Genomic DNA, 21887 nt, shown 5'->3' on the forward strand with positions numbered 1-21887 from the left:
AAAAAGATATCCCTCTTAATTAATAAGAGGGATATCATGGGTAAACATTCCCACTACCGGTTATAACAGCGATGGGATATCTTTTGCGGCATCGTCAATATCTTGGAGCTTACAGGCCGCCTCTTCTCTCTTCCTCCGAATCTCTTCGATAACCGTAGTTGAGAGAGCGTAGTAGCTCTTTATCTTTGTTGAAGTATCGAGCTCCGATAGTATCACGGTGACGTCCAGAACGCCCTTCTGCCTGGGGTAGTCACCGCTGCGTATTATCGCCTTCGGGGCGATGTCTCTCATGTAATCGCCGAGCTCCTTAACCAGATCCATATTCATTTCCCTGGCCGGTGCGGAAAGAAGATAGAGGGCACGGTTGGCATCCTGGGGATTACAGGCAAGCGAAAGCTCACTCAGGGCCTCATCCATAGCCTGTATTCCCTTGTGGGTCTCGGTACTCTTATCCCTGAAGTTCCGTGTCTGCCGGAACGGTCTGATCATAGAAAGGGGTGATTTACCATAGCCGATTACCGTCCAGCCCGATACGGTCTGCAGGATATCCCCGGCGTCAAGCGTCTTCGCTCCGATGTTCTTTCGTTTTTTCTCCTCGCCGGCACAGAGCAGATTATAGAACGGCTCCACTATCAGCGCGTTGATGGCAGCAATATTGTTTCTGATTGAAGAGTCCTTACGAATATACCGCTGGTTATCGACAAGAATCACCGCATCGGCCACCGCGTTGACCGATTTCAGGCAGGTGGCAGTATTATAAATAGTCCTCTCTTCGTTGTTTTCTTCGTGCTCAAACGGCAGGATAATAAGGTTATAGACCGGTTTATCCGCATAGCGCTCCTTGATCAGTTTGGTCACTACCGGAATTGAGCCGGAGCCGGTGCCGCCGGCGGAACTGGCCACCAGCAAGAAGGCATCCGACTCCAGAAAGCGCGGAGTAACCCTTATCGCGTCGACAATCTTATCGCTATCCTCTTTGGCTATCTCAGCCCCCAGCTCATTAATCTTGCCGACTCCGTGGCCGCCGGTCCGGCGCCCACCGATAAGAATTCTATGCTTATAATCGGACTTGATTGCCTGCAGGCCGCTTAAGTCAGCCGAGTCCGAGTTTACCGCGAAGGCACCGGTCACTATCTCTATGCCCCGATTGCTGCGTGCGCGAGCGTTCAAGCGGGCAAACTCATCGGCAACTCTACCGCCACATTGTCCAAAACCAATAACTACTAATTTCATTTCCTATCTCCGGCGTCAATAGTTTCACCATTTTAGTCATACTCGCCGTACAATGTCAATTACTATATCGGGTGAGATGCCTATTCGGCCAAAATAGCTTGAGCAGCGGTAGTCCTGTACATTGGTATATATTGCAAAACTAATTGACCTATCATAAAATAGGGAATACGCAACAAGAAGAGAACTCATCCACATTGCCGGAATGTCATGTTGTTATTCTTAATCAAAGTCTTTAGGGGTTGTTAAGAGGTATGGAAGACGGAACCGGAGCAATTGATAAGGCGGTGGCTAGGGCAGAAACACTGAGTAAATCGGCTATCGAAGCTGCCGAGGCAACGATAAGGATAGCTCAAGAAGCGATTGCCAGAGCTGAGGAATTAGGCAAATCAACCAGGAAAGCAGCCGAGGAAGGGACCCGATCGTCCAAAAAGGCGGTAGCCAAGGCAGAAAAGGTAGCCAAGGAAGCTGAAGAATCTACCGAAGCATCGTCTAAGGCTTTCACAGAAGCAATAGCCAGAGCCGAGGAAACGGTCGAGTCAACGAGAGATGCCCTCAAGAACCTGACCAAGACCTTTGAGGCCTCGGTTACTCAAGCGGAGAGAACGGTTAAGGAAGCCAAGGAAGCTGCTGAGGCATCAATCAAAGAGTCCACGGAAAAGATGAACCGGGCCGAGAGGGCCAGTGCCGCCGCCAGGGAGATTGCGGAAGAGGCCAGAAATATCTCCCGCCAAGCGATAACCAAGGTAGAAGAGGTAGAGAAGCTAGCCAGGAAATTTTCCGAGGAAGCGATTAAAGCTTCCCGCAAGGCGGTGGACGAGGCGGAGAAGGCCAGTAAAGCACTCGAAGAGTCTACCGCAATATCGACCAGGGGTTTTGATAAAGCGATAAGCAGTGCCGAAGAAACGACCAAATGGTCGCAGGAGACTATCGAGACAGCTAGCGCTACCTTCGACAGGACTATTACCGGTGCCGAAGGGGTACGCGAAAAAGCTAAGGAATCCGTTGAGCTGATGAGAAAGTCCTCACAAGAAGCGGTAGCCAGAGCCGATAAACTAAGCAAAGAGGTTCAAGAGACGGCTGATTTAGCGAAACGAAACACTAATGAAGCTGTCAGCGCGGTGATAGCCAGAGCCGAGGAAATAATCAAAGAGGTTCGGGAAATTGCCGAGTCATCGACCGCTGCTTCCCGGGAAGCTTTGAACATGGTAGAGGAGACGGGTAAAATGGCCAGGGAGGCGGCCAACGAAGCAGCTCGGTTATCCAAGGAGGCAATAGCCAAGGCAGAGGAGATAGGTAGAGGGGCCAGAGAGGCAGCCGAGGCAGCGAAGCGCGAGGCACAGCAGGCATCCGAAATGGCCAGACAGGCAGCCAAAGAGGCCGCCGAGACTTCAATCAGAGCATTCGAGGCGGCGATTAATCGGGGTGTGGAAACCACTCGATTTTCAGAGGAGAGGCACAGACCGGCACCAAGCCGTTCCGAGGAGCAAGACAAACCGGTGGAGAAACCTGCCGAAGCACCGCTGAGTCAGATTGAAAAATCTATCGAGACCTCAATAAGCCGCACCACCGGGAAAAACAAGGAAGCGGAGCCAGTCGAAGAGGCACAATCAGAGCAGAGTAAAGAAGAAGCCGAGAGAGAGTCGGCGAGGATCGTAGACAAACGCCTCGAGTTCCTGGCCAGGATGTATGCCACTAAGAAAGAGAAACTCAGTAAGGAGGAGGAATAAAGGGCTGAAAATATGCAGTTTCTTAAAATAAGTCCCTACTCTTCCGTAACAGTAAAAGTACTCGTAACAAAACAGAGCGAAGGAGGACCAGATTAATGAATCAAGGAGCGCAAACTCCCAAAGACCGTGAGCAAGCGGAGAAAACAGCGAAACAGGTGAAACAACAGGCGGCACCACCTGAAAACGCTCAGGAACGCCCGGCAACATCCTTGAGTGAGATCCTGGGGCGGGCAGAAAAAGCATACGCTGCCTATATGGAAGCACAAAAGGAAGTAACCACAGCCTACCGGGTAAGCGAACTGGAAGCAGAAAAGACCTACAAAGACACCGAGCAGCAAGCGAGGAATGCCTGTAATGCAAGCATCAAACAGGCATTCAAGAGCCGTGACGAGGTAATCGAGAAAGCCATGAAGTCACGCGATGAGGCCAAAGCTCAGGCTGAGATGGCCTATAGGGCTGCCATGGATCAGGCGGAAAAGACCTACAAGGATAAAGAACTAACGGCACATGGCGCCTTTGACGAGGATGTAAGTTCGGCCATGAAGACCTGTGAAACGACTATAGCTCAAGCCTGGAAAAAACGCGGGGAGATTATCGAACAAGCCTGGAACATCTATAACAAGGCCGCCGGGTGAAGCACAAAGCAAGGTGAGTCCTACTCAATTACTGCAACTGGTATTTAACCGAGCGTCCGGTCAATCAGAGGAGGGAGGGGATATCCTTAAAGGCATCAGCGAGGTCGCTGTGCTCGATCTCTATTCCTTCCCTCTTTCTCCTGATGGTAGCAATGAGGTCAATAGTCTGGGTAAAGTAGTCAACAATTTTCTTCATCCCGCTGAACTCGGAGAGAATTACCGTAACATTCAGTGAGCCTTTCTCCCTGGGGTAATCACCGGTTCGAATAATGGCCTCCGGTGCGATACGCTTCATATGAGTACCGATATCCTTCACCAGACTCATATCCATATCCTTAGCCGGTGCCGAGATCAGGTATAACCCCCTGCCGGCATCCGCCGGATTGCATCTTACCGATAACTCGCTGATAGCATTATTTATCAACTGAACCCCCTTCTGCCCTTCCGCCATCTTATCCCGAAAATCGAAGAGGTTTTTCATTCTTCCCGGCTGGGATCTACTGTAGCCTATTACAGTCCAGCCAGCCAGAGTCTGTATTATATCACCGGCATCGAGTATCCGGGAACCGATATACTGAGGCCTGGTTTCTTCGCCGGCGCAGAGAAGATTATAGAACGGCTCCGCTATCAACGAGTTAATCTTGGACAGGTTGCCTCTGATCGAGTAGTTTTTGCTAATGTACCTCTGATTATCAACAACGAATACGGCATCAGCCACCAGATAGGCAGATTTGAGACAGGTAGCAGCATTATAAATAGTCCTCCCTTCGGTTTCCTCCTCGTGCTGAAAGGGAAGGACTATCAGGTTATAGAGTGGTTTTTCAACGTAGCGCTCTTTCAGTTTCTGTGTTATCGTGGCTATTGCCCCGGAGCCGGTACCGCCGGCAGCTCCGGCAATGAGCAGGAAGGCATCTGTTTCAGCAAATTGCGGCGTTTCCTTGAGGGCATCAATAATTTTGTCGCCATCATCTCGAGCAACCTCGGCACCCAGCTCGTTAATCTTACCCACACCGTGCCCGCCGGTCTTATTACCGCCAATAAGCACCCGGTGCTGATAATCAGGCCTGATGGTAACCAATCCGCTTAAATCAGCCACATCGGTGTTAACCGCAAACACACCGGTGATGATATTAATCTTGCGCTCCAAACGAGCCTTTATACCCAACCGGGCAAACTCATCGGCAATCCTGCCGCCGCACTGTCCGAAACCGATAACCAGTAATTTCATTTTCGCTACTCTTCCAATATAGAAACAGGTTTTCTATTTTAGACATACCGGGGGTAATGATGTCAATTTAGAGACGGTTTAACAACCATATTAACAATCACAACCCTTTACCGGCAATGTAAACGGCAAGGTCAGCCAAGCGGCAGCTGTAGCCCCATTCATTGTCATACCAGGCGATTACCTTGACCATATTACCGCCGATAACCATTGTGCTCGGCGCATCGACTATGGAACTAGCCGGGTTACCCTTGAAGTCAATACTGACCAGCTCTTCGCTGCAATACTCCAGAATCCCCTTTAGCGCTCCGTCAGCAGCAGACTTCAAGGCCCGGTTGACACCTGCAACATCTACATCCTGACCCAGCTCGGCGACGAAATCAACCACAGATACGGTAGGCGTCGGTATCCGGAAAGCCAGTCCGTGGATTCTACCCTTAAGCTCGGGGATGACCAGAGTCACCGCCTTAGCCGCACCGGTGGTGGTCGGAATAATATTGAGAGCGGCAGCCCGTGCCCGGCGCAGGTCTTTATGATACACATCCAGGATCCGCTGGTCGTTGGTATAGGCATGGATGGTGGTCATCAACCCCTTGTTAACACCGAAGCTCTGGTGCAGCACCTTGACCACCGGTGCGATACAGTTGGTCGTACAGGAAGCATTGGAGATCACCCTGTGTCTGGCCGGGTCGTAGCTATCCTCGTTAACACCGATTACGATAGTAGCATCCTCATTCTTGGCCGGAGCGGAGATAATTACCTTCTTGGCACCACCCTGCAGGTGAGCCGCCGCCTTGGTGGCATCGGTGAATAAGCCGGTTGACTCTATCACAATATCGACACCGTATTCCTGCCAGGGGATTTTACCCGGATCACGCTCGGCCAGTACCTTTACCCTCTTACCATCGACAGCAAAGGAGTCGTCATCCGCTTCCACCTTGCCGGGATACATGCCGTAGGTACTGTCCCACCTGAGCAGGTGGGCGTTCGTCCTGGTATCGGTCAGGTCGTTAACAGCAACTACTTCAATTTTATCATCGTGGCGCAGTTTGATTGCCCTGAAGGTCAGCCTGCCTATACGCCCGAAGCCGTTTATGCCAATTCTGGTTACCATATCCTGTACCTCCTTTTATCTTGAGCTATTTCTTACCCACTCTATACCGGCCGGCACTTCAAATTACAGAATGCCTCCATTCCAGCAAATTTAGCCATATTGCCCAGTTCATCCTCGATTCTGAGGAGCCGGTTATATTTGGCAGTACGCTCGGAGCGACAGGGAGCACCGGTCTTAATCTGCCCCGTCCCAAAGGCTACCGCCAGGTCGGCGATGGTGGTATCCTCAGTCTCGCCGGAACGGTGGCTGACTACTGCCGTCCAACCCGACTGCTGTGCGGTCCGGATAGCATTGATGGTCTCGGTAAGCGTGCCGATCTGATTCAACTTGATCAGTATGGAATTGGATGTCATTTGCGTGATGCCTTTCTTAAGACGGCCGACACTGGTGACATAGAGGTCATCGCCAACCAGCTGGACTTTATTGCCCAGCCTCCGGTTAAGAAGATGCCAGCCGTCCCAGTCGTCCTCAGCCATTCCGTCCTCGATGCTAATGATAGGGTAGCTCGATACCCACCCGGCGTAATATTCCACCATCTCCTGGCTGCTTAGTGAGACCCCTTCTTTTTCCAGAACGTATTTGCCATCCCGGTAGAACTCGCTGGAGGCAGGGTCGAGGGCGATAAAGCAGTCTTTGCCCGGTTTGTAGCCGGCTTTTTCAATAGCAGCCAGTATCAGCTCTACCGCCTGTTTATTCGAGGCTAGCGAGGGGGCAAAACCACCCTCATCACCGACATTGGTGTTCATCCCGCCGTCCTTAAGCACCTTCTTCAGATTATGGTAAATTTCAGCGCTCATCTGGAGGGCATGTCCCAAGCACCGTGTTCCCACCGGCATTATCATAAACTCCTGAAAATCAGTGGAGTCGGCAGCGTGCCGGCCGCCGTTTAGAATATTAAGCATCGGAACGGGAAGAGTATAGCGATCGGTTTTCCCCAGATAACGGTAGAGGGGCAGATTAAGATGGTTGGCAGAGGCATGGGCCACCGCTAACGAAGTTCCCAGAACAGCATTGGCCCCCAGCCTGGACTTATTCCCGGTACCATCAAGCTCAAGCAGCTTTTGATCGATACCCACCTGGTCGGTAGCCAGCATACCGGTTATCGCCGCAGCAATATCCCGATTAACGTTGGCAACCGCCCGGAGTACGCCCAGTCCGTTGAAACGGGAGGGGTCTTTATCACGCAGCTCTACCGCTTCATACTTACCCGTGCTCGCCCCGGACGGGACTGCCGCCCATCCGACTACCCCACTGCCAAGTGTTACCTCGACCTCAAGGGTAGGATTACCCCTCGAATCGAGAATCTCTCTGGCTCTGACACCTGTAATAGTAGCCATTTCCCTTAATATACCTCGAAACTTAATCTATTCTCCGGCTCCCGCTAACTCCAGGGCCTTTTCAACAGCATCAGCAGGGGTCTTCGCCGGAATAATTGAGCCGTCCTCCCGGCCGTTTCTGGAAATCCCCCATGTGTTCAGACCAACAACAGGTATGCCACTCTGAAGAGCATGCCCTATTTCGGTAAGGGTGCCGTAGCTCCCGCCGATGGCAATCACGGCATGGGCTGACTTGACCACCGCCACATTCCTGGCATAGCCGATGCCGGTAACGATGGGAATCTGAACGTAGCGATTAGCTGCTCTACGAGTATCTCCGGGGAGAATGCCGACGGTTACTCCATTCTCAGAATCTGCTCCGCGGCAGGCAGCCTCCATAACTCCACCCAACCCCCCACAAATCAGAACAACACCCCGTCGAGCTAGTGCCCGGCCAATCTCCTCAGCCTCTTTAACCTCTACAACCGTAGGCTGTCCGCCGCCGATGACAGCGACACAAATTTTCTTATCTGTCATCCAAAGCTCCCTGATTACCCTGCCAGATAGGCATTATACCATCCGACAGTGAGCACTGGCAAAGAACCGGCCGGGCAACCCTCTAGTTGTACCGGTTCATCGCCCGCGATATATCTTCGCTCAGGAAGCAGAGGGCTGCTTCACCAACCACAGCTATTACAGGGTTAATCACCGCTTCTTCATCCCCGGTAAAGTCGCTGAGTACATAGCGGACTATATCGTTCTCAATCATTTCTCCATGACCGCCGCCCGGAGCCAGCGGCCGCCCGATGCCTATCCGGAGGCGCGGGAAGTCTCGACTACCCAGAGCATGGATAATAGAGCTGACCCCCTTGTGTCCGCCGGAGCTGCTGCCACGACTGATACGGATCTTGCCTAAGGGGAGGTCGAGATCATCATGAATAACGAGAAGGTCATCCAGCTCAATATCGAACTTTCTGACCAGCGGGCCTACCGATTCGCCGCTGAGATTCATATAGGTCTGAGGCCTGGCTAAAACGACCTCGGTACCGGCTACTTCCCCTCTGCCGGTACGGGCCTTACCCTGTTTTTTATCCAGCTTGATACCCCATGTCCGGGCAAGGTATTTCAGGCAAATAAACCCTATATTGTGACGGTTATGAGCATAAACCTGTCCCGGATTACCCAATCCTACGATTAATTTCATTAGGCAAACTAGTCCCGCCAGCTTATTAAGGCTATTCCGAACATTCCGGACACCTTGAAGACAATCTCAGCCTGCTCATCGGCCAGATCTTAAACCAGGTGATATACCGGCCGGTCACGGTACAATAGTCCCGAAAGCTCATTCCGTGAGTCCTAAATAAGAACGCCTCTTCTTCCAGTGTCAGATAATGCAGATTCAAAGCTATCAGGCCCGTAAGAATAAGGAAGATCAAAGTACCGTTGATAAGAAAGCTGCCGGCCAGGTAAAGGATGAAGAAAAGGTAGATCGGGTTTCTGGAGATAGCATATATACCATGCGTAATAAGCTCGCTGTCGTTCTCTTCACGGTTCCCTACCCGCCAGTAATTCCCCAGGGTAAACCAGGCCGAGGTAAAAACCACGAACCCCAGAATGACCAGTATTACCCCGGCAATTTGAGTCTGTACCGAATCAATCAGTATGATTTCCAGTGATGGAGGCAGCAAGGAAACCTCGGGATCGACAATGCCGCTGATCATTACAACAAACCAGATAGTTATGATCGCAATCAGACAAATCGTCAGGATGCCCCTTACCTTACTGCCGTCGATGGTAACCGCTATGGCCCTGATCCCGTTACGCCAGTTTAGATATATTATCCTGCCCACGAACAGAGAAATATACAGCATAAAAACGGAAAACTGAAAGTAGTCCAGAAAACCGCTCATTCCGCAACCCCGATAGAGAACATCATACTCATCATACTTCCTCTCCTAACAGTTTCAGAAAATCTGCTTCATTAATCTGCTTGAGCCCCAATTCCCGGGCCCGGGCTAATTTAGAGCCCGATTCAGCGCCTGCGACCAGATAGGTAGTCTTTTTGGTAATATCGCTCTTGGCCGTACCTCCCCGTGCTTTTATACGGGCTTCTGCCTCCGACCGGCTGTATCTATCCAAACGACCGGTAATAACGAACTCCTGTCCGGCCAAAGGCAGATCCTCCGCCACAGTCTTTCCTTCCCCGGTGCTGACCCCGGCTTCTTTCAACCTCCGGATAACCCCTTGGTTTTCTTCCTGGCTAAAAAAGAACAGGATGCTTTCGGCAATTTTGGTACCGATAGACGGGACAGCCAGGAGGTCATCCCGGCAGGCTTCAGCCAGCCCATCAATAGTGCCAAAGTGTTTTGACAAAAGTTCCGCTGTCTCTTCCCCGACATGTCTTATACCCAGGGCAAAGACAAGCCGGGAGAGGGGCCTGTTTTTACTCTGCTCGATAGCCTTAAGCAGATTGTCCACGCTCTTTTCTTTCATTCCCTCTATCTTGAGCAACTGCCCCTTCTTCTCCTTGAGAAAGTAGAGATCGGCTACGTCCCTGACCAGTCCCCGCTCAAATAGCACGCCGCTCAAGCTTTCCCCTATCCCCCTGATATCCATCCCGCCCCGGGAAGAGAAGTGTTCGATACGTTCTCTAACCTGTGCCGGGCAGGCGGCATTGGAGCAATAGTACATTGCTTCACCGGCAAGCTTAACCACCTCAGCGTGGCACTCCGGGCAGGCCGGACGCCCCCTATCCTTATCGAATATCGTCCCCAGCAGGCTGAACTCCTCCTCTGCTCCGGTTCGCCTGCTGACCACCGGTCCTACCACCTGCGGTATTACCTCACCGGCACGCTGAAGAATAACCATGTCACCCTTACGGATATCCTTACGCCTGATATCGTCCTCATTATGTAAAGCCGCCTGTTTGATGACTACACCCCCCACCGACACCGGCTCCAGAACGGCATACGGGTTAAGAGTACCGGTCCTGCCAACACTAATCCTGATTTCCTGCAACCTGGTAATACCCTGAATTGCAGGGAACTTATAGGCCACCGCCCACCTCGGCTCACGGCCAACATCACCCAGCCTCTTCTGCCACTCAAAAGAATTAACCTTGACCACGATTCCATCAGCTTCATAAGAAAGGCTTTCCCGCTCATTCACCCATTTCTGATAATAGCCCTCCACCTCTTTAACACTGCCAAGCAACCGGTTATTAGGATTTACCTTAAAGCCCAATGAACTGAGATACTCCATAGTCTCCCAGTGAGTCGCGGGTATCGATCCGCCTTCAGCGTAGCCCAGCACATAGACATAAATATCCAGCGGACGTTTGGCGGTAATACGGGGGTCGAGCTGGCGTACCGAGCCCGCCGCAGCATTTCTGGGGTTAGCAAAAAGGGGGAGCCCTTCTTCAGCCCGTTCCCGGTTCAACCGGGCAAAGCCGGCCTTGGGCAGAAAGACCTCGCCACGCACCTCAAAACGACCGGGCGCCTCCTTAGATACCGACAGGGGTATACTTCTAATAGTCCTCAGATTCTGAGTGATATTCTCACCGCGAAAGCCGTCGCCCCGGGTAGCACCGACGGTCAGCTGACCGTCAACATAGCTCAAAGCTACCGCCAGTCCATCAATCTTGTGCTCACAAACGAATTCGGAGGGCCGCTCCCCCAGCATTTTGACGATCCGGCTATGCCAGCCCTCCAGATCTTCCCTGCTAAAGACATTACCCAGCGACAAAAGCGGAAGCGGGTGCTCTACAACGCCAAACGCTTCTACCGGAGCAGCACCGACACGCTGAGTAGGCGAGTCCGGAGTCAGCAACGACGGGTATTTCACCTCCAGCTGCATCAGCTCTTTCATCAGGGCATCATATTCGGCATCGCTGATTTCGGGGGCGTCCAGCACATAATAACGATAGCTGTGATGGTTAAGCTGAGCTCTCAGCTGCTCTATTCTTTCCGCTGCCCGGGTTGCGTTCTGCAAATATCTACCCCGTGATGTATGACTCTACCAGATTATATCACATCATCCGCACAGTCATAACCATGCCAATCCCGCCCGGGTTTGCGCCCTTCCTGCCCGATAAAGTAGACTTAATAGGATAGCAAATATTTAAAGAAAGTAGAGTAACCGTGTGGTATGGCTGAGATTCGCCCCTTTCGAGGAGTACGCTACAATAAACGGCTGGTTCAGGATATTTCATCGGTCATCTGCCCCCCCTACGATATCATCACCCCCGAAATGGCACAGGAGCTTCACCGCCGCAGCGAGTACGGCTTTATCAAGCTGGAGCACGGTCAGCAGCTGCCATCGGACACGGATGAAGACAACAAATATACCCGTTCGGCAGCCATTCTGAGGAACTGGCTCGAGGAGGGGGCCCTCAAGCCGGACGTACTGCCGACCCTCTATCTGCATCAGCACCGTTTTAGCCATAACGGCTCCAGGTACAGACGACGCGGCATCATAGCTGCAGTCAGACTGGAGGAGTGGGACAGGATGATCATTCGGCCTCACGAGAACACGCGAGTCAAACCGAAGAGCGACCGCCTGAACCTGCTGTGGGCTCTTCAAGCTAACACCAGCCCTGTTTTCGCTATGTTCGAAGACCGGGGGCAGCAAATAGCTTCTCTATCGGCCGACCAGGAACAGGAACAACCGATAATTGAAATAACCGGCAGCGGGGAGGAGCACAGAATCTGGGCCGTCACTGATCCCGGGATTGTCAGCCGGATAGCGGCCTGCCTCTCCGACAGACCGCTCTACATCGCCGACGGACACCACCGCTATGAGAGTGCCCTGAATTACCGGAAAGAAAGGCTAACCTGCTCTCCATCGGCCTCCGGTGACGAGGACTTCAATTTTGTAATGATGGAACTGGTGGATTTCACCGACCCCGGGCTTATTATTCTCTCGCCCCACCGTCTGATCCGGGGTATGTCAAAGGTAACCCTGGGTGAACTCAAAAGCAAGCTGGCGACACTGTTTCAGATAGAGGAGTTGCCGCTAAAAGCACCCGACATCTCCCGGCAGATCGATGATTTACTGGCCGGTGATAAGACAGACCGGGTCCGGATAGTCCTTTTCGGCCTGTCGCCGGGGAACCTTCTGCTGCTCGACATGAGCGACTTTGCTGCCGCCAGTAAGATGATGCCCTACTTCCACAGTGAACTATACAACAGGCTTGATGTCAGCATCGTTGACCATGTCATACTGGAAAAAATGCTCGGCATGACCGGCGAACAGGAGGAAACCGCACTCGCCTTCAACCATGACAAGGCGGATGTGATAAACAGTGTATTGAACCACGAATACCAGCTTGCCTTTTTCCTGGGCCCAGTCAGGACAGACGTAATCAGGGCTATCGCCGACGCCGGTGACCGCATGCCCAGGAAATCGACCTACTTCTATCCCAAACCACCGTCAGGACTGGTCTTCCGCAGGCTGGAATAGCTCCTTTCAGACTCGCTGCTATAGCCTTACCAGTTTGGCAGCATAGACATCGGGAATATCCAGCACCTGCTTGATTTGCTTATCGGATAGAGCTTCATCGAGAGCCAATATCATCAATGCCTGTCCCCTCGGTTTAAGACGTCCGACATGCATTGAGCTGATATTGACATCGGCATCACCGGTCACCTTGCTAACCGCGCTGATCAGACCGGGACGATCCAGGTGATCGCTGAACAGGAAATAGCCCCTGGCCGGTGCAATATCAAACCAGTAATCATTAACCCGTACGATATGCAGTTCGCCGCGCATTACCGTACCGGCAACCGTAATAACGCTGTTACTGGTAGTTGCCTCGATAGTGATGAGACTGGCATAGTGCTTGCAGGCAGCCTCCTTCTGCTCTACTACCGTCAGGCCGCGCCTGGCAGCCACGATATTAGCATTGACCAGGTTGACCCGCTCATCACTAGTTGCCTCGAGTATTCCACCCAGTGCAGACGCCTTAAGCACATTGGTCTCATAGTTAGAGATTTCACCTTCATAGACAAGCTTGATGGCATTCATCTGCCCCTCGGCAAGCTGGCTGACCAACCTGCCCAATGTGCGGACTGCTTCCATGAAAGGCGCCAGTATCGCCAGCATCTCCGCCGGAATGAAAGGGGCATTAACCGCGTATCTGGCCGGCTGCCCCTTCAGAACGTCTACAACCTGAACGGCAACGTCCCGGGAGACCATAGCTTGAGCTTCGGTTGTGGAGGCCCCTAAGTGAGGGGTGACAATAATGCTATCGCTTTCAAAAAGGGGGCTCTCCGTAGTCGGTTCTTTGGGAAAGACATCAACAGCAGCTCCGGCCACTCTTTTTTCATTAACCGCCTTGACCAGCGCCGCTTCGTCGATTAACCCGCCCCGGGCACAGTTGATGATACGAACCCCCGGCTTGACCAGTTCCAGTTCTCTGGCTCCGATCAGATTCCTGGTGGACTCTATCAAAGGCAGGTGGAGGGTGATAAAGTCAGCCTCCTTCAGCAGCGACTCGAGCGGCAATAGCTCTACCTGCAAATTACCGGCATGCTCAACGGAGACAAACGGGTCATAGGCGATCAGTTTCATTTCCAATCCTCTAGCCCGTCTGGCCACCTCCGAGCCAACGCTGCCCAGGCCGACAATACCCAGCACCTTGTTTCTAACCTCGCTGCCCATAAATTTGCTACGCTGCCACAACCCAGCTTTAAGGGCAGCGTTGGCCTGGGGAATATGGCGGGCCAAAGAAAGCATCAGGGCAATCGTGTGCTCGGCAGCCGAGATTGTGTTGCCGGTAGGAGCATTAACAACTACGATACCACACCGGGTTGCCGCTTCGACGTTAACGTTGTCTATCCCGACGCCGGCACGGGCGATAACCTGGAGCTTACTGCCTGCCTCGATAATCTCAGGGGAAACCTTGGTCTGGCTGCGCACCACCAGCGCTTCGTAATCACCGATTATGGATGCTATCGACTCCGCACTCAGCCCCAGTTTGACATCCACCTGAGCGCATCTGCTCAGAATGTCAACTCCTTCGTCGGAAATGGCTTCGGTCACCAGGACTTTCATTGCCTACCTCCTGAACCCGGCCTGCGGCAGTACCACCTTCAGCGCTGAAATTACGGCTTCAATATCCGCCTCGTTCACCCAGCCCAGATGACCGATGCGGAATATCTTGCCGCTCAGTTTCAACTGACCGCCGCCAAGTACAATATGGTGTTCCTCTCTCATAATCTTGAGCATCCTGGGAATATCAAGCCCACCGGCCGCCGCCACGGAGGTAACGGTATTTGAGGCGTATTTTTCCTCGGCGAAGAGGGGTAAACCCAGCGATTTTGCTCCCTCGCGGGCCATATTACCCAGTCGGATATGACGGCCTACGATGTTGGGCAAACCTTCATCTAACATCATCTTTAAAGATACCGCCAGGGCAAATACGGTGGAAATTGCCGGCGTCCAGGGCGTTTGCCCTTTCTCCAGATAGGACTTCGCCTTGCCGAAGTCCCAGTAAAAGCGGGGCATCTTAGCAGCGGCGTGTGCCTGCCATGCCTGCTTGCTCACGCTAACCATGGCCAGACCGGGGGGAACCATCCAGCCCTTCTGCGAGCCGGTAACGGTAACGTCACAATGCCACTGGTCAACCGGAAGGTTAATTGAGCCCAGACTGCTTACGGCATCAACTAGGAGCAGCTTGTCAAACTCCTTAACTACGCTGCTGATTTCAGCCAGGTCATTGGTAACACCGGTCGACGTTTCATTATGAGTGACCAACACTGCCTTAATGTCAGGTTCGCTCTGAAGCTTCCGGCGTATGGCATCGGCATCGGCGGCCTTGCCCCACTCAAAACAGAGGCGGATTACCTCAGCCCCGAAGGTCTCCGCAATGGTGGCAAAGCGGTCCCCGAAGACACCGATGGATACTGCGAGCACCTTATCGCCGGGAGACAGGGTATTGACAACAGCAGCTTCGAGCCCGCCGGTTCCCGAACCGGTCAGCAAAAAGACATCGCCCTCGGTCTGAAACAACTTCTTAAGATTAGCGGTAACCTCACTTACTATCCGCCCGAATTCCTCACCCCGATGATTGATCATCTGTCTGGCCATTGCCTTCAGGGGTTCGGGTGGGCAGGGGGTCGGTCCTGGAATACGTAGGTGCTCCATTGTCTGTCTCCTATTTTTTATTTTTATTCTGAACACACAGGTGTATCAGTACTGATATTGAGAAAAACCGATTGGTTTATAACCGGTGCTAGGTAGATCTTATATGGCCTCGCTTACCCACTTTAATGGTGGTCCCTTTCGGGAAAGCCCAGTCTACATCGGTGATTTTTATGCCGTCAGCCTCTACCGCACCCTGCTCGATAAGACGCTTGGCCTCGCTCCGGCTTTTCGCAAGCCGATTAATGACCAGGTAATCCCGGAGAGGAACATTTGATTCGGTACCCTCTTTTATCTTCTCGGGCATTTTTCTTTCCTGGAAGACCCTGGTGAAGTGCGCCTCAGCTTCACCGGCTGCATTCCGGTCGTAGAGCTGGGTGACGATCTCTCGAGCCAGACGCTTTTTGAGCAGCATCGGATTGAAAGCGCTGTCATCAAGCCTGCATTTGAACTCGGCCAGCTCCTCATCTGAGACGTCGGTCACCAGCTCAAAGTAATCCAGGATAAGGTTGTCGGTAATGGACATCACCTTGCCGTACATCTCGACAGGCGGTTCGGCAACGCCGATATAGTTGCCCAAGCTCTTGCTCATCTTCTGGGTGCCGTCGGTACCGACCAGCAGAGGGGCCAGGAACACCTGCTGGGGGCGCTGCCCCACTGCGGACTGCAGTTCGCGGCCTACCAGCAGGTTGAACTTCTGGTCGGTTCCGCCAAATTCAACATCGGCCCTGACGGCTACAGAGTCATAGGCCTGAAGCAGCGGATAGAGCAACTCTGTCACCGCGATGGGACGACCTGTGCTATAGCGATTACTGAAGTCTTCCCGCGCCAGCATCTGGGCCACGGTAAACCTGCTGGTGAGCCGGATGACATCGGCCAGGTTGAACTTGCCGAACCACTCGCTTTGCCACCTTACCTCCGTCTTTCCCGGGTCAACCACCTTGAAGAACTGCTCCATATATGTCTGGGCATTAACCTTAACCTGCTCCGCGGAAAGCATGGGGCGGGTTACCGAGGCGCCGCTGGGATCGCCGATCTGGGCAGTCCAGTCGCCAACGATAAGGATAACCTTATGCCCCAGCTCCTGAAACTGGCGCAGCTTCTTTAAGGTTACCATGTGACCGAGGTGAATGTCGGGGAAACTGGGGTCGAAGCCCTCTTTAAGCCGCAGCTTCCTGCCGGAGCGGAGCAGCGCTATCATCTCCTCTTCAATGATAATCTCAGCCACTCCCCTTTTCAGAAGGCGACTAATATCCATTTCGGTGGTTTTTTTGCTAATATCCACAGCTACTTCCTGCCCGCGGTCCCGAGCAGCGCCCTCCCCTTTTCAATATCCGCAGCTATCTGCTGTCTCAACTTCTCAACGGTATCGAACTTTTCCCCGCCGCGAAGTCGCTCAATAAAATCGACTTTCAACTCTTTTCCATAGAGATCGCCGGAATAGTCGAGGATGCAAACCTCTATCATGCTCCGGCTTTCACCGAAGGTAAGACTGGCACCGACGTAGGTCATCGAGTTGTAGGCGCTATCGTCAATATACGCTCGGGTGGCATAAACACCTTCGGTAGGGATAGCCTGCTCCGGGTCGATGCCCAGATTGGCGGTGGGGAAACCCAGCAGCCTGGCGCCCCGGCTCGCCCCGGGTACTACCTGCCCGTGCAGACTGAAAGGACGACCGATCAGGTTATGCACCCTTTTCATATTCCCGCTGGACAGCGCCTTCCTGACCAAGGTACTACTGACAACCTCGCCGTTTATCGCCAGCGGGGGCACCACGTCTACCGTAAAGCCCATGTCTGCACCTAATACCCGCAGGGCATCAATACTGCCCTCTCTGTTCCGGCCGAGGGCAAAGTTATGCCCGACTACCAGCCCCTTCATTCTCAGGTATTGCTGCATCAGACCGGCAAAGCGACCCGCGCTGATTTGAGCCAGCTCAGCATCGAAAGGCAGAATAAAAACGGCGTCAACATTCTCGGCAGAAAGGAGCTCAACCTTCTGATCGATGTCGGTGAGAAACAGCAGGCCGGACCGGGACGACAGCACCTTCTGAGGGTGAGGGTTGAAGGTTACTACCCCGCTTAACAGGCTACGCTCTTTAGCCCTTTCCTTCAGTTCCGAAAGCAGGTGTTTATGGCCGAGGTGAACGCCATCAAAAACCCCGATGGTCAATAATGTATCCCCACCGAGCTCCTTACCGGGGGAGGAACGGGCCAGATCTTCCTCTATCGACATGACTTCTCACCGGGCGATGTTTACTACTAGCTAAGAAATTGTCCAGAAATAAATTAAGGGGAATTACGCAAAAACCTCGGTGGTTTATCCTAGCTGAATTACTCTAATACTAACACAAGCCAAACTAGGCGTCAATTACAACACCGGGATGCCCACCCTGATGTACATTATGTAATGTTATTACAAGTAGGACAGCGCTTATAATGGTTTTATGCTAAGTTCTGTCGGAACAGGCTACCGCCCGGAGACGTGTTTGCAGAAAAATGCAGAGCAAGTAGTATAATGGGTATACTACGGACAGGCAATAGCCCGTAAATGATTACAACAGGTGGCCGATAGCGATGCGGAAACCAAGTCTCTTGGTAATAGCCGCTTTAGTGATCATGTTTGCCAGCGCATCGTGTATTAAGCCTCTGGAGGAAAGCACTACTATGAATACTATTGATCAGGGACAGTACAGCACAGCAACCTTTGCCGGAGGCTGCTTCTGGTGCATGGAACCGCCCTTCGAGAAACTGGACGGCGTCCGGGAGGTTGTTGCCGGCTACACCGGCGGCGATAAGCAAGACCCTAATTATGAAGAAGTCTCGTGGGGCGGAACCGGCCATTACGAAGCAGTACAAATCAGATATGACCCCGACATCATATCCTACGGGGAATTGCTGTCGGTTTTCTGGCGGCAGATTGATCCTACCGACGGAGGGGGACAGTTTATGGACCGGGGGACACAATATAGAACCGCGATTTTCTACCAAGATGAGCAACAGAAGGAAATGGCGGAGCGATGCCGGTCAATGCTCGAGGCATCGGGAATCTACGACAAACCCATCGCTACTCAGATTCTTCCCTACAAGGAGTTCTACAGGGCCGAGGAATATCACCAGGACTACTATTTGAAGAACGCTTCAAGATACGAAAGCTACAAATGCAATTCGGGCAGATGCGAATATATAGAGCAGAAGTGGGGAGCCGCAACGACCGGTTTTGAAGACTACGAGAAGCCTCCCGAAGCGGTCTTAAAACAGAAGCTGACCGCGCTGCAGTATCACGTTACCCAGGAGAACGGCTCCGAACCGGCCTTCAACAACTCATACTGGGACAACAAAGAGGACGGCATATATGTCGATGTCGTTTCCGGAGAACCGCTGTTCATCTCTACCGACAAGTTTGAATCTGGTACGGGTTGGCCCAGCTTCACCAGACCCCTTGAAAAAGACAATATCGTCACGATAACCGACCGCAGCTACGGAATGACGCGCACCGAGGTCAGGAGCAAGCACGCCGACTCACACTTAGGTCATGTCTTTAACGACGGGCCTCAACCTACCGGCCAACGGTACTGTATTAATTCCGCCGCACTGCGATTTATTTCCGTGGAGGCCCTGGTTGAAGAGGGCTACCCGCAGTATATCTGTCATTTCGTAAGATGACCGCCTACCGGTCGGCTGCTTCTAATACGATGCCGATCGGGCAGTGGTCAGAACCCATCACTTCAGGCATGATGAATGCCCGGGAAAGCGTCGGCAGCAGGTCTGCGGTGACGAAAAAGTAGTCGATCCTCCAGCCGACATTCCTTTCCCTAGCCCTCGATTTCAGATCCCACCAGGAATACTGACCCGGCTCCTGATGGAAATGGCGGAAGGTATCAACATAGCCATGGGTAACCATCTTGTCCAGCCATGCCCTCTCGACAGGGAGAAAGCCCGATATTTTGGCGTTCTCCTTCGGTCTGGCCAGATCAATCTCCTTATGAGCGGCGTTGAAATCACCGCAGATGACCAGTTTCTTCCCCTCCGATTTCAGCGAGTCGATAAAGACAAGGAATGCCTCATAAAAATCCATCTTGTATTTGAGCCGGCTTTCACCCTGCTTGCCGTTAGGGAAGTATACATTCAACAGGGTAAAGCCGGGATACTCTGCGATGAGAACCCTCCCTTCCAGATCCAGACCTGCGGCAGCAAAACCATACCGGACACTGAGCGGACTTTCCTTGGTGAAGACGGCTACTCCCCCGTATCCCTTCCGCTCCGGATAGTTCCAGTATGCCTGGTAGTCCTGCAGCTCCGACAGCTCTGCGGTGATCTGGTCGGGATGCGCTTTTGTCTCTTGGAGACAGAGGATTTCCGGAGATTCACCGCGCAGCCAGTCCGAAAAACCCTTCTTTAGAACGGCACGGATGCCGTTGACATTCCAGCAAAGCATCTTGACCGCGCTCATTGCAGCACCCTTTTCATACAACCTTTTTCTGCCGCTTTCCTACTTGACCAACCCCGGCCGTGGGATTAACTATCAGTTAGCATACCACAGCCGCGCATATGCTTAAAGGATAGGAATATGTTTCCTGAATACGCAGCCCGGTTTCATCCAACCGCATCCAACCATGACCCGGCATATCGGCTTGAGACTCTCTCCGTCAGGTTGAACTACCCGGGAAACCATTGTATGCTTATGGATAATGGTATCCTTATCGCGCCTCCGTCCATGCATATAGAAGCGGATCGATTATTTGGGGAGGTGCTGTCAGGTGACTGAACCATGGTCATGGGCAATGCTGCTGTTCACTGCGCCTGTTGCCGGAATAATTAAATCCCTGCCCTTTGAATTCACCCGTAACCTGTCGACCTACCCGCTGTTTTTTATCGCCGCCCTGTTAAGCTCTCTGGTCTTCTTCCCCATTTACTTCGGCTTAACCAGGATTATTCCCAAATTCGACTCTCTGACCAGAGCCTCGGACAAGAGCCGGGCCAGGTTTAACAGATACTTCGGAAGGTGGGGGTATCCCGGACTGGGCATACTGGTAGTAATACCGGGACCGGGCACCGGAGCAATAGTGGTTTCAACGATAGCCTCAGCACTACGGTTGAAACTGTGGCAGTCATATTTAGCAATTCTAGCGGGGTGTGTCGCTCAAGGGGGAATACTGGCCGGAATATACAGCGGAGTATTTCGACTGTGATCAGGGCATCATTCCACGGGACTTATGCTACTCCGCGTAGCACAAATCAGCGAAGCTCTGGGGCATAGCCCGACAGTCTTTACAACGGACGTCTACCACCATATAATTAACGATATACAAAAGAAGACGCTAAGGCCATGCCGGATGAGGTATTGCCGGTCGGATTGCCTCAAACAAATAAAGCCAGTTTAACGCCAATTTTCTGAGACTTGGTCTTGAATGCCAGCGTAGCTCAGTGGTAGAGCAGCGGTTTCGTAATCCTGGGGCAGGTATGCCGTTGTGTGTCATTAGCTTCAAATTAGAACGTTTGTGTTAGTTGCAAAAACCCATTTTGAACCTAATGTGCTTTTTGGTGACGTTATGACCTTTTTAGTTTGTCGCCAAAATGTCGCCAATTTATTACTTGTTATGTAAAGCATTTTTCTAGATATACCCCTAACCTTCAATATGAACTTGACAAACAACCTTAATCATAGTATCTTCTTTGTATATACAATTAGCGGAGGTTTGACATGAGAACCAGCGTACAGAAATGGGGCAATAGCCTCGCCTTACGTATACCTAAATCTTTCGCTGACGAAGTGGGGCTCCAAAGGGAAACATCCGTAGATGTCTCACTCTCAGGAGGGAAATTAGTAGTAACGCCCATCGCTGAATCAAAGATGAGCCTGAAACAACTTCTGGCAAAGGTAACTAAAGATAATATGCATCACGAGATTTATACCGGGCCAGCCGTGGGGAACGAATCATGGTAAGCTCTCAGAGCTATGTCCCTCAACGCGGGGACGTAGTGTGGATTTCTTTGAACCCACAAGCTGGTCATGAACAGGCAGGCCGACGTCCTGCCGTAGTGATCTCAACTCAAGACTATAATGGTAAAGTAGGCATGGCAATCTTCTGCCCTATTACCAATCAAATCAAGGGATATCCATTCGAGGTCCTTATTCCTGCCGGTTTACCAGTAGAGGGTGCAATCTTATCCGACCAGATCAAGAGCTTGGATTGGCATGCTAGAAACGCGGAATTAATATTCGCTTTACCAGCTAACACTGTCGCGGAAGTGCTGCAGAAGTTGAACACCTTAATATCACAATAGCCATCATTGGGCTCATCTACTTCACATGTTTGTCCCTGTTCGAATATTTCCTTAACGGGATTTTCTCTCCCCCCATCTTATCCCATTAAGTTACCTCTGGAGGCAATAACACAATTTCCGGCAAGAATGATCAGTTAAATACTATATAGTTGATGGCCTAAAAATCAACAGATCAGTCAATGGTTTCACGAGTCTTATGTGGTGGAAA

General features: G+C 52.1%; 19 protein-coding genes. 6 read left to right on the forward strand and 13 right to left on the reverse strand.

Features of this window, described 5'->3' with window-relative positions; genetic code table 11:
- Nucleotides 1-60 precede the first annotated feature (60 nt).
- Nucleotides 61-1233: a tubulin/FtsZ family protein gene (locus PHI12_01430; GenBank protein ID MDD5509462.1), complete on the reverse strand. Its 1173-nt coding sequence runs from the start codon at nucleotides 1231-1233 to the stop codon at nucleotides 61-63.
- 251 nt (nucleotides 1234-1484) lie between these two features.
- On the opposite strand from PHI12_01430, the gene PHI12_01435 reads away from it, so the two are divergent.
- Nucleotides 1485-2960: a hypothetical protein gene (locus PHI12_01435; GenBank protein MDD5509463.1), complete on the forward strand. Its 1476-nt coding sequence runs from the start codon at nucleotides 1485-1487 to the stop codon at nucleotides 2958-2960.
- A 95-nt stretch (nucleotides 2961-3055) separates the two neighbouring features.
- Complete coding sequence (locus PHI12_01440) at nucleotides 3056-3595, forward strand: hypothetical protein (protein ID MDD5509464.1); 540 nt, start codon at nucleotides 3056-3058, stop codon at nucleotides 3593-3595.
- Nucleotides 3596-3659: 64 nt separating this feature from the next.
- Here PHI12_01440 and PHI12_01445 read toward each other — a convergent pair whose 3' ends face one another.
- The 7 genes from PHI12_01445 to ligA form a co-directional block, all read right to left on the reverse strand.
- Nucleotides 3660-4823 carry a tubulin/FtsZ family protein gene (locus PHI12_01445; GenBank protein MDD5509465.1) on the reverse strand — a complete coding sequence of 388 codons (1164 nt, stop codon included), beginning with the start codon at nucleotides 4821-4823 and terminating at the stop codon, nucleotides 3660-3662.
- 97 nt (nucleotides 4824-4920) lie between these two features.
- Complete coding sequence (gene gap / locus PHI12_01450) at nucleotides 4921-5934, reverse strand: type I glyceraldehyde-3-phosphate dehydrogenase (GenBank protein ID MDD5509466.1); 1014 nt, start codon at nucleotides 5932-5934, stop codon at nucleotides 4921-4923.
- A 41-nt stretch (nucleotides 5935-5975) separates the two neighbouring features.
- Nucleotides 5976-7271: a phosphopyruvate hydratase gene (gene eno / locus PHI12_01455; protein ID MDD5509467.1), complete on the reverse strand. Its 1296-nt coding sequence runs from the start codon at nucleotides 7269-7271 to the stop codon at nucleotides 5976-5978.
- 27 nt (nucleotides 7272-7298) lie between these two features.
- Nucleotides 7299-7787 (reverse strand): TIGR00725 family protein, encoded by a 489-nt coding sequence (locus PHI12_01460; GenBank protein MDD5509468.1) that lies wholly within the window; start codon nucleotides 7785-7787, stop codon nucleotides 7299-7301.
- Nucleotides 7788-7869: 82 nt separating this feature from the next.
- Nucleotides 7870-8454, reverse strand: coding sequence for an aminoacyl-tRNA hydrolase (pth, locus tag PHI12_01465; protein MDD5509469.1), 585 nt, complete (start codon nucleotides 8452-8454; stop codon nucleotides 7870-7872).
- 31 nt (nucleotides 8455-8485) lie between these two features.
- Nucleotides 8486-9160 (reverse strand): isoprenylcysteine carboxylmethyltransferase family protein, encoded by a 675-nt coding sequence (locus tag PHI12_01470; GenBank protein ID MDD5509470.1) that lies wholly within the window; start codon nucleotides 9158-9160, stop codon nucleotides 8486-8488.
- A 31-nt stretch (nucleotides 9161-9191) separates the two neighbouring features.
- Nucleotides 9192-11240 (reverse strand): NAD-dependent DNA ligase LigA, encoded by a 2049-nt coding sequence (gene ligA, locus PHI12_01475; GenBank protein MDD5509471.1) that lies wholly within the window; start codon nucleotides 11238-11240, stop codon nucleotides 9192-9194.
- A gap of 156 nt (nucleotides 11241-11396) precedes the next feature.
- Here ligA and PHI12_01480 point away from each other — a divergent pair, with 156 nt between their 5' ends.
- Complete coding sequence (locus tag PHI12_01480; protein ID MDD5509472.1) at nucleotides 11397-12710, forward strand: DUF1015 domain-containing protein; 1314 nt, start codon at nucleotides 11397-11399, stop codon at nucleotides 12708-12710.
- A gap of 18 nt (nucleotides 12711-12728) precedes the next feature.
- Here PHI12_01480 and serA read toward each other — a convergent pair whose 3' ends face one another.
- From serA to PHI12_01500, 4 genes are all read right to left on the reverse strand, one after another.
- Nucleotides 12729-14303 (reverse strand): phosphoglycerate dehydrogenase, encoded by a 1575-nt coding sequence (serA, locus tag PHI12_01485; protein MDD5509473.1) that lies wholly within the window; start codon nucleotides 14301-14303, stop codon nucleotides 12729-12731.
- A gap of 3 nt (nucleotides 14304-14306) precedes the next feature.
- Nucleotides 14307-15395 carry an alanine--glyoxylate aminotransferase family protein gene (locus PHI12_01490; protein MDD5509474.1) on the reverse strand — a complete coding sequence of 363 codons (1089 nt, stop codon included), beginning with the start codon at nucleotides 15393-15395 and terminating at the stop codon, nucleotides 14307-14309.
- Between the two features lie 88 nt (nucleotides 15396-15483).
- Nucleotides 15484-16650, reverse strand: a complete 1167-nt coding sequence (tyrS, locus tag PHI12_01495) for a tyrosine--tRNA ligase (protein MDD5509475.1) — start codon at nucleotides 16648-16650, stop codon at nucleotides 15484-15486.
- A gap of 29 nt (nucleotides 16651-16679) precedes the next feature.
- Nucleotides 16680-17627 (reverse strand): bifunctional riboflavin kinase/FAD synthetase, encoded by a 948-nt coding sequence (locus PHI12_01500; GenBank protein MDD5509476.1) that lies wholly within the window; start codon nucleotides 17625-17627, stop codon nucleotides 16680-16682.
- 431 nt (nucleotides 17628-18058) lie between these two features.
- On the opposite strand from PHI12_01500, the gene msrB reads away from it, so the two are divergent.
- The gene (gene msrB, locus PHI12_01505) at nucleotides 18059-19057 is read left to right on the forward strand and encodes a peptide-methionine (R)-S-oxide reductase MsrB (protein ID MDD5509477.1); all 999 of its coding nucleotides are present in this window, start codon (nucleotides 18059-18061) and stop codon (nucleotides 19055-19057) included.
- Nucleotides 19058-19061: 4 nt separating this feature from the next.
- Here the strand turns inward: msrB and xth are convergent, their stop codons facing one another.
- Entirely contained in the window at nucleotides 19062-19844 is a 783-nt protein-coding gene (gene xth / locus PHI12_01510; protein MDD5509478.1) for an exodeoxyribonuclease III, read from the reverse strand.
- Between the two features lie 307 nt (nucleotides 19845-20151).
- On the opposite strand from xth, the gene PHI12_01515 reads away from it, so the two are divergent.
- Nucleotides 20152-20583, forward strand: coding sequence for a small multi-drug export protein (locus PHI12_01515; GenBank protein ID MDD5509479.1), 432 nt, complete (start codon nucleotides 20152-20154; stop codon nucleotides 20581-20583).
- 512 nt (nucleotides 20584-21095) lie between these two features.
- Nucleotides 21096-21338 (forward strand): AbrB/MazE/SpoVT family DNA-binding domain-containing protein, encoded by a 243-nt coding sequence (locus tag PHI12_01520; protein ID MDD5509480.1) that lies wholly within the window; start codon nucleotides 21096-21098, stop codon nucleotides 21336-21338.
- Nucleotides 21339-21887 lie beyond the last annotated feature (549 nt).

Source organism: Dehalococcoidales bacterium (assembly GCA_028716225.1).
GTDB lineage: Bacteria > Chloroflexota > Dehalococcoidia > Dehalococcoidales > UBA5760 > UBA5760.

Excerpts from the sequence above, each read along its gene's own strand:
- gap (MDD5509466.1), bottom strand. The coding sequence starts at position 5,934 with ATGGTAACCAGAATTGGCATAAACGGCTTCGGGCGTATAGGCAGGCTG.
- PHI12_01480 (MDD5509472.1), top strand. The coding sequence starts at position 11,397 with ATGGCTGAGATTCGCCCCTTTCGAGGAGTACGCTACAATAAACGGCTG.
- PHI12_01430 (MDD5509462.1), bottom strand. The coding sequence starts at position 1,233 with ATGAAATTAGTAGTTATTGGTTTTGGACAATGTGGCGGTAGAGTTGCC.
- serA (MDD5509473.1), bottom strand. The coding sequence starts at position 14,303 with ATGAAAGTCCTGGTGACCGAAGCCATTTCCGACGAAGGAGTTGACATT.
- xth (MDD5509478.1), bottom strand. The coding sequence starts at position 19,844 with ATGAGCGCGGTCAAGATGCTTTGCTGGAATGTCAACGGCATCCGTGCC.
- PHI12_01435 (MDD5509463.1), top strand. The coding sequence starts at position 1,485 with ATGGAAGACGGAACCGGAGCAATTGATAAGGCGGTGGCTAGGGCAGAA.
- PHI12_01440 (MDD5509464.1), top strand. The coding sequence starts at position 3,056 with ATGAATCAAGGAGCGCAAACTCCCAAAGACCGTGAGCAAGCGGAGAAA.
- eno (MDD5509467.1), bottom strand. The coding sequence starts at position 7,271 with ATGGCTACTATTACAGGTGTCAGAGCCAGAGAGATTCTCGATTCGAGG.
- PHI12_01500 (MDD5509476.1), bottom strand. The coding sequence starts at position 17,627 with ATGTCGATAGAGGAAGATCTGGCCCGTTCCTCCCCCGGTAAGGAGCTC.
- PHI12_01460 (MDD5509468.1), bottom strand. The coding sequence starts at position 7,787 with ATGACAGATAAGAAAATTTGTGTCGCTGTCATCGGCGGCGGACAGCCT.
- PHI12_01445 (MDD5509465.1), bottom strand. The coding sequence starts at position 4,823 with ATGAAATTACTGGTTATCGGTTTCGGACAGTGCGGCGGCAGGATTGCC.
- msrB (MDD5509477.1), top strand. The coding sequence starts at position 18,059 with ATGAATACTATTGATCAGGGACAGTACAGCACAGCAACCTTTGCCGGA.
- PHI12_01520 (MDD5509480.1), top strand. The coding sequence starts at position 21,096 with ATGAGAACCAGCGTACAGAAATGGGGCAATAGCCTCGCCTTACGTATA.
- PHI12_01490 (MDD5509474.1), bottom strand. The coding sequence starts at position 15,395 with ATGGAGCACCTACGTATTCCAGGACCGACCCCCTGCCCACCCGAACCC.
- PHI12_01470 (MDD5509470.1), bottom strand. The coding sequence starts at position 9,160 with ATGAGCGGTTTTCTGGACTACTTTCAGTTTTCCGTTTTTATGCTGTAT.
- tyrS (MDD5509475.1), bottom strand. The coding sequence starts at position 16,650 with ATGGATATTAGTCGCCTTCTGAAAAGGGGAGTGGCTGAGATTATCATT.
- pth (MDD5509469.1), bottom strand. The coding sequence starts at position 8,454 with ATGAAATTAATCGTAGGATTGGGTAATCCGGGACAGGTTTATGCTCAT.